The 7,660-nt window shown below is 69.9% G+C and carries 8 protein-coding genes; 6 read left to right on the top strand and 2 right to left on the bottom strand.

Features of this window, described 5'->3' with window-relative positions; all coding sequences use genetic code 11:
* Positions 1-192: 192 nt before the first annotated feature.
* Complete coding sequence (locus TSO5_RS30505; protein WP_109076104.1) at positions 193-825, bottom strand: helix-turn-helix transcriptional regulator; 633 nt, start codon at positions 823-825, stop codon at positions 193-195.
* A 161-nt stretch (positions 826-986) separates the two neighbouring features.
* Between TSO5_RS30505 and TSO5_RS30500 the strand changes: the two genes are divergently transcribed.
* From TSO5_RS30500 to TSO5_RS30475, 6 genes are all read left to right on the top strand, one after another.
* Positions 987-1,403, top strand: a complete 417-nt coding sequence (locus TSO5_RS30500; protein ID WP_109155120.1) for a hypothetical protein — start codon at positions 987-989, stop codon at positions 1,401-1,403.
* A complete protein-coding gene (locus TSO5_RS30495) occupies positions 1,400-1,798 on the top strand; it encodes a hypothetical protein (RefSeq protein ID WP_109155119.1) in 399 nt (132 codons plus the stop codon). The genes TSO5_RS30500 and TSO5_RS30495 overlap by 4 nt, the downstream gene beginning before the upstream one ends.
* Complete coding sequence (locus tag TSO5_RS30490; protein WP_109155118.1) at positions 1,777-3,369, top strand: portal protein; 1,593 nt, start codon at positions 1,777-1,779, stop codon at positions 3,367-3,369. Before TSO5_RS30495 ends, TSO5_RS30490 begins: the two co-directional genes overlap by 22 nt.
* Positions 3,362-3,646, top strand: coding sequence for a hypothetical protein (locus TSO5_RS30485; RefSeq protein ID WP_109155117.1), 285 nt, complete (start codon positions 3,362-3,364; stop codon positions 3,644-3,646). Before TSO5_RS30490 ends, TSO5_RS30485 begins: the two co-directional genes overlap by 8 nt.
* Before the next feature lie 45 nt (positions 3,647-3,691).
* Positions 3,692-4,492: a hypothetical protein gene (locus TSO5_RS30480; protein WP_247871044.1), complete on the top strand. Its 801-nt coding sequence runs from the start codon at positions 3,692-3,694 to the stop codon at positions 4,490-4,492.
* A gap of 233 nt (positions 4,493-4,725) precedes the next feature.
* Entirely contained in the window at positions 4,726-7,107 is a 2,382-nt protein-coding gene (locus TSO5_RS30475; RefSeq protein WP_109155116.1) for an EAL domain-containing protein, read from the top strand.
* On the opposite strand, the gene TSO5_RS30470 is transcribed toward TSO5_RS30475, so the two are convergent.
* Positions 7,093-7,647 (bottom strand): metallophosphoesterase family protein, encoded by a 555-nt coding sequence (locus TSO5_RS30470; protein WP_109155115.1) that lies wholly within the window; start codon positions 7,645-7,647, stop codon positions 7,093-7,095. The genes TSO5_RS30475 and TSO5_RS30470 overlap by 15 nt on opposite strands.
* Positions 7,648-7,660 lie beyond the last annotated feature (13 nt).

Genomic DNA, 7,660 nt, shown 5'->3' with positions numbered 1-7,660 from the left:
TCCCTAACCCTCCCCCGCTCTCAGCGGACCTACGGTCCGCCTGCCGCGTCAGCACAAAGCGAAGCTTTGTGCGAGAGCTTCGCGGGAGAGGGGACTGCCGCCGTCCTTCACATAGCCTCCGCAAGCATTCGACCCCCTCTCCCGCGAAGCGGGGGAGGGATGGGGAGGGGGCACCCGAAGCCGAACTTTACCTCACTGGCTCGCCCAGATGATCCGTGCCATCCAGGCGACGTCCGACAGCGGGATGCTGCGGTCGGGGTGGGCGCGGTTGATCGACAGCAGTTCGATCTTGGTCGCCGTCTCGCGGATCAGTTGCTTGGCCATCACCTCGCCGCCCTTGGTGCGGACGACGACGCGGTCGTTGCGGCGGATCTGCGCGGCGGGCGAGACGATGATGGTGTCGCCGTCGCGATAGACCGGCTCCATGCTGTCGCCGGAGATCTCCAGCGCATAGGCGTGGGGGTCGCCCAGGCTGGGGAACAGCAGTTCGTCCCAGCCGCTGCCGGCGGGAAAGCCGGCGTCGTCGAAATAGCCGGCCGATCCGGCCTGGGCATAGCCGATCACCGGAACCCGCTGCAGCGGGGCGGTGCCGGCGCCGTCGCCGACCAGCGACACGAATTCCGACAACGATGCGCCGGTGGCGTCCAGCACCTTGGAGATGCTTTCCGTCGAGGGCCAGCGCAGCTTGCCGTCGTTGGTCGTGCGCTTGCTCTTGTTGAAGGTGGTCGGGTCCAATCCGGCGCGCCGCGCCAGCCCGGAGGCGGAGAGCCCGTGCTGCGCCGCAAGACGGTCGATGGCCCGCCAGATGTCCGTGTGTTTCAGCATGGGACGATAATCTCATAAAGCGGCGACAGCGTCCCTAGGAACTTTTTCATAAATCTGTTGACCGCACGCGTTGCTCGGAACATAACGCAAACAGATGGCGCGGCCACAACCCAGGCCCGGCGCCCGCTCTTTCAAAAATCCGAAGCCGCAAGGAGACCAGCATGCTGAGTCCGGCCGCCTCCGCTTTGCCCACCGCCCGCCTGTCCCAGATCGTGCCCTTGAAGGCGGAGCCTTACAGTGTCGACGGCGAACCCTTCGCCGACTCGGAAGAGGCGTGGTTCTGGGCGGTGCAGGCGCATGACGCCAAGGCGGCGGGCGCGCGGGTCGTCGCCGGCTGCGGGCAGGTGGCGCGGCCCTGCGAGCCGCAGGACGTTCTGCGGATGGTCGACCGCCTGTTTCGAATGCGCAAGCTGATGCGCGACCATCTGCATGTCATGGTCCATTACGGCCGCCGCCAGAGTGCGCCGGAGCCGGATCGCTTCCGCGAACAGCGCGCCCATTCCCTGTGGACCGAGGCCTTCGCCGTCATTGGCCCCGCCCTGCGTGAGAAGGGCATTGTCCGAGGCATCGCCCGATGACCGCCACTCCCTGGACAGCGGCCTGGGTGGTCTACCGCGGGGAGGCGCCGCTGTGGTGGCTGCGTCTGCTGAAGCCGGGATTCCGCCATTGCCTGGCGTTGCTGACCGACGGGCGGCGCTGGGTGGCGGTCGATCCGCTGGCGGGCTTCACCGACGTGGCCGTGCTGGACCTGCCGGCCGAGTTCGACCTGCCGGGCTGGTACCGCGCCCAGGGGCTGACGGTGGATTCCGCGCCGCTGCGCCGCCCGGCCGGCCCCGCCCCCTGGGGACCCTTCACCTGCGTCGAGGCGGTCAAGCGCCTGATCGGCCTGCGCGCCCGCCGGGTGCTGACCCCCTGGCAACTGCACCGCCACCTGACCGGAGGAAACCGCGCATGCCCGCATCCGCAGCCGTGAAACCGCCCGCCCGCCGGAAGGGTGACCTTTCGGAGCCCGAGGCCCTGCTGGAGCGCTACCGTGCCGCCCGCGAACGGCGCACCGTGTGGGAAAGCCATTGGCAGGACTGCTACGACCATGCGCTGCCCAACGGCCGGCCCTTCCGTGGCGGCGGCACGCCGGGCGAACGCCGGGTCGACCGCCTGTTCGACGGCACCGCGCCCGACGCGGTGGAGCAATTGGCGGCCAGCCTGCTGTCGGAACTGACGCCGCCCTGGTCGCGCTGGTTCGGCTTCCAGCCCGGCCCCACCCTGACGGGGGCGGAGCGCGATCGCGTCGCCCCGCTGCTCGACCGTGCCGCCGGCATCGTCCAGGCCCATTTCGACCGCTCCAACTTCGCGGTGGAGATCCATCAGGCCTTCCTCGACCTCGTCACCGTCGGCACCGCCAGCCTGCTGATGGAGGAGGCGGCCCCCGGGGCGCCCTCCAGCCTGCGCTTCACCGCCGTGCCGCTGGCCGAAGCGGTTCTGGAGGAGGGACCGGACGGCCGGCTCGATGCCACCTTCCGCCGCAGCGAGGCGACGCTGGCCCAGATCCTCCAGCGCTTTCCCGGAGCCGACCTGCCCGACGAACTGCGCAAGCAGGCGGCCAACGATCCCGACAGCCGCTTTCCCCTGGTCGAGGCGGTGCTGCCCGACGGTACGGCCTATCGCTGGGGCGTGGTGCTGGACAGCGGGCTGACCGAACCGTCCTGGCTGGCGCAGGGGCGCTTCGCCCAATCCCCCTTCGTCAATTTCCGCTGGCTGAAGGCGCCGGGCGAGACCTATGGCCGCTCGCCGGTGATGAAGGCGCTGCCCGACATCAAGACCGCCAACAAGGTGGTGGAACTGGTGTTGAAGAACGCCTCCATCGCCGTCACCGGCATCTGGCAGGCCGACGACGACGGGGTGCTGAATCCAACCACCATCCGGCTGGTGCCCGGCACCATCATCCCGAAGGCGGTGGGATCGGCCGGGCTGACGCCGCTGGCCAACCCCGGCCGGTTCGACGTGTCGCAGCTGGTGCTGGACGATCTGCGGGGACGCATCCGCCACGCGCTGCTGGTCGACCGTCTGGGGCCGGTGGAGTCGGCGCGGATGACCGCGACCGAGGTGCTGGAACGCTCCGTGGAAATGGCACGGCTGCTTGGCGCCACCTATGGCCGGCTGCAGGCGGAGCTGATGACGCCGCTGGTGCTGCGGGCGGTGTCGATCCTGCGCCGGCGCGGCGAGATCCCCGACATCACCGTCGATGGCCGGCTGGTGGAGTTGCAGCACCGCTCCCCGCTCGCCCAGGCGCAGGCCCAGCGCGACGTGCAAGCGGCGTTGCGCTGGCTGGACAGCGTCAAGGCGCTGGGGCCGGAGGCGGAGGCCACGGTGGACGCGGCGGCGACCGCCCATTGGCTCGGCGAGGCCTTCGGCGTGCCGGCCAAGCTGATGCGGACGGAGGTCGCCGCCCCAGCCGCCGCTCCTGCGGCCACCTCTGTTGTCGTCCCTCCGCCTTCGCCGGCGCCTGCCGTGGCGACGGCCGATGCCGGAGTCGGCAATGGCTGAGCGTCCGAACGTGGAACAGGCCGGCTGGGACTGGCTGGAGGCTTCGCCCTCCGCCGGTCCGGACCCCGCCACGGCGACTGACGCCGATCCGGCGCCCAGCTTCGCCCGCTGCTTCGCCGGGGGTGACGGCTTGCGGGTTCTGGCGGTGCTGCGGGCGATGACGCTCGACCGCGCGCTTGGTCCCGACGCGCCGGAGGCGGCGCTGCGCCACCTCGAAGGTCAGCGCCAGCTGGTCGCCACCATCCTCGCGCTGGTCGCGCGCGGGCGGGCGGGCTGACCGGCGGTGCTGCCGCTCTCCTCTTTCTCTTCCCTGCAGGAGTTGATGATGGCCGACACTCTGCTGACCGAATCCGCAGCCGCGATCGATGGCATTCCGCCGCTGCCGATCCCGGAGAAGTTCCGCGATCCCAAGACCGGCGCGCTGCGCGTCGAGGCTCTGCTGAAATCCTATCTGGAACTGGAACGCCGCCTGTCGTCTCAGGGGCGGTTCGGGCAGGCGCCGCCGGACGCCGGGACCGAGTCGGCCCCCGAAGCGGCTCCCTTCGATCCGGCCCCATTCGATCCAACCAGCCTCGACCCGGTGCAGCTTCGCCGGCTGCTGGGCGCGCCGGAGACGCCGGACGGCTACAGCATCGCCTGCGACCATGGCCTGTTCCAGCCCGATCCGGAGATCAACGGCCGCCTGCACGAGGCCGGCTATACCCCGAATCAGGCGCAGCTTCTCTACGATCTCGCCGCCGAGAGGATGATCCCGCTGATCCAGACCATGGCCGCCGAGTTCCAGGCGGAACGCGAGGTCGAGCGGCTGGTCGCCCGCTTCGGCGGCGAGGAGCGCTGGCGCGAGGTGTCGCGGCAACTGCTGGCCTGGGCCGGCAAGACCCTGCCGCCGGCCGCGGTGGAAGGGCTGGCGACCACCTACGAAGGTGTCATGGCGCTCTACGCGATGATGACCGGCAGCGAGCCCGCCGCCCTGTCGATGGCGGGCAACCGCCCGGCCGGTGGAGAGGGCGAGGCCGAACTGCGCACCCTGATGCGCGACCCGCGCTATTGGCGGGACCGCGATCCGGCGGTGATCGCCCGCGTCACCGAAGGGTTCCAGCGCCTCTACCCCGGCCAGCGCTGAGTTGAGCCGTTGTCGGCCGCCATCCCCGCCAGCACAAGGCGAGTGGCGGCCGACGCCAAGTGCGCGGACAGGGACAAAGCGCCGCAGCATGCAACCTTCGTATAGGTTGGACAGGTGTCTGTTGCGCGTGCGAAGAAAAATTGCATTGCACGACTGAAACGAAGTCGTCACTTTTCCCTGTGCATGACTAACCGTCCGTTTATCGAACGGATAAGAGAGCGACGCCAAGCCCGATGACGCTGCGCCGCAAGATTCGCTGGCTGACCTGGATCGGCCTGATCGGCTGCCTGATGGCGGCGATTCCCGCGCTCTACCTGCTGCGGCAGGGCATGATCGCCGAGCGGGGGCAGGTCGCTGCCGCCCTGGTGGAATCGGCGGGCCTGCTGCTGCGCGATCTGGAACGGTCGGCATCCTCCGGTGCGATCTCCGGCGACGAGGCGCGCGACCGCGCGCGGACGGCCCTGCAGGCGCTGTCCGCCAAGCCCTTTCATGTCAGGATTTTCACGGACGGCATCGTGCCGCCGGGCTGGCCGGCCATCGACCGCGCGGTGACGGCGCAGGGACGGTTCGAGCCCTGGGGCTGGGCCATCGCCACCGCCGGCGACATCGGCGACCTCGACCGCGATTTCCTGATCGAGGCGTCGGGTTTCCTGCTGTTCCTGGCGGCATTGCTGGTGCTGAGCTGGCCGGGGTCGCGCTTCCTATCGCAGCATGTCGTCGGGCCGTTGGAAGCACTGTCCGACCGCATGCGCCTGCTGACGGAGGGGCGGACCGACATCGACATTCCCGGCTGCGACCGCCGCGACGAATTCGGCGCGATGGCCCGCGCCATGGAGTTCTTCCGCCGCGCCGCCATCGCCCTGATCGAGCGGGACGAGCGGCTGGCCGGCATCATGAACAATGTCGGCGAGGCGATCCTGCTGGTCGACGCCCGCGGCCGGATCGAGGAATACAACCCCGCCGCGGTGGCGCTGTTCGGCGTGCCTGCCGGGGATTTGCGCGGCCGGCCGCTGTCCGCGCTGTTCGCCGCTGCCGACCGCGCGCGGATCGATGCGCTGCTGGCCGGCATGGCGGCGGAGGCGGACGTTCCGGAGCCGGTGCGGGAAGAGGCGCTGGGGATCGAACGCGCGGGAAGCGGCGAACGGATCGACGCCTCGCTCAGCGTCTCGCCGCTGGTGGTGCAGGGGCGGCGCGGCTTCGTCTGCGCACTGGCCGACGTGACCGAACGGCTGCGCCATGAACGCGAACTGATGCGTCTGGCCACCCGCGACCGGCTGACCGGCCTGCCCAACCGCGCGATGATCGAATCGCTGCTGGAGGCGGCGGTGGAGCGCAGCCGCCGTTACCGGCGGCCCTTCGCCGTGCTGTGCCTCGACCTGTCGCGCTTCAAGCTGATCACCGACACGCTGGGCCATCAGGCCGGCGACGCGCTGCTGCAGGAGGTGGCGCGGCGGATCGTTGCCTCCGTGCGCGCCGCCGATCTGGTCGGCCGCATCGGCACCGACGATTTCGCCGTCGTGCTGGAGGAGATCCGCGATGCCGACGAGGCGGCGGCGATCGCCGGGCGCATCCTGGACGCCTTCGACGCGCCGGTCACCCTGCCGGGCTGCGAGCATTACGTCCGCCCGGCGGTCGGCATCGCCGTCTATCCGACCGACCTCGCCGGCGAAGAGGCCGCCGAGGGACGTTGGGATGGCGACGACCCGCAGGCGCTTCTGCGCTCGGCCGAGACGGCGCTCTATGCCGCCAAGCGGATGGGCGGGCGCCGCCATGCCTTCTTCCGCCCCGAACTGGCCGAACAGGCGCGGCGCCAGCTGGCGCTGGATGGCGATCTGCGGGCGGCGCTGGCGCTGAAGCAGTTCCGCCTGCATTACCAGCCCAAGGTGTCGCTGATCGACTACTCGCTGGAAGGCTTCGAGGCACTGCTGCGCTGGGAGAAGCCGGGCGAGGGGGCGGAGCGGGGAATCATGATCCCGCCCGGTGAGTTCATCCCGGTGGCGGAGGAGACCGGCTTCATCGTGCCGCTGGGCGATTGGGTGCTGGACGAGGCCTGCCGCCAGATGCGCGAATGGCTGGATGCGGGGATGGAGCCAGTGCCGGTCGCCGTCAACATCTCGCCCAAGCATCTGCGCAACCGCAGCGCCGAGGATTTCCAGCGCATCATCGACCGCCACGGCCTGCCGCCCGGCCTGATCGAGTTGGAGATCACCGAGGGCGCGGTGATGCAGGACATCGACCATGCGCTGGCCGTGCTGGCGGCGCTTAAGGCGATGGGCATCCGGGTGGCGGTGGACGATTTCGGCACCGGCCATTCCAGCTTGAGCTATCTGAAGCGGCTGCCGATCACCACGCTGAAGATCGACCGCTCCTTCATCAACGGCGTGCCGAACGAGCGCGAGGATGCCGGTATCGTTTCCACCATCATCGCCATGGCCGACATGCTGGGCCTGCATGTGGTGGCCGAAGGGGTGGAGAAGACGGAGCAGGCCAATTTCCTGCGCCACCACAACTGCACCCAGGTCCAGGGCTGGCTGACCGGCCGCCCGGTGCCGGCGGAGGCCGCCTGCCGTCTGTTGATGGAGCGGCTGCGGCAGGCGGCGCTAGGGGCTGCCTGACGCGCCGCCTGAAGCCGGGCCAGAAGCCGGAATCGCCTTCCGCCGCGGGCGGGGGATCGTCAGTTCGGCCAGCGTGACCGGACGGAAATTCCAGACATCGACGCCGACATCGATCTGCCGGGGCTGCGGCTTCAACTGGCCATGGCTGTGGCCGTGCAGGTTCAGCGCCCGCCGGTGCATGCCGTTCCAGGTGCGGAAGGCGTAATGGCACATGACCAGATCGACCCCGTCCAGCGTCAGTTCGGCGTAATGCCCGACGCTGGCCCAGCCGGGTAGCGTCAACGTCGCGGGGCCGTCGTTGTTGCCGGCGATCAGATGCTTGGTGCCGTTCAGCCGGCCGAGCAGGGCGGCCATGGCCTCGGGCTTCATGTGCAGGGCGAAGTCGCCGAGGTGCCAGACCACGTCGTCGGGGCCGACGGTGGCGTTCCAGTTCGCCTCCATCGCCGCGTCCATCTCGGCGGTGGATTCGAAGGGGCGACGGAAACGGCCGCGGGCGCCGCCATGGCCGAAATGGGTGTCGGAGGTGAAGTATACGGTCATCGACCGGTCAACG

Source organism: Azospirillum sp. TSO5 (genome assembly GCF_003116065.1).
GTDB lineage: Bacteria > Pseudomonadota > Alphaproteobacteria > Azospirillales > Azospirillaceae > Azospirillum.
This window is presented reverse-complemented; position numbering and strand designations above follow the sequence as displayed.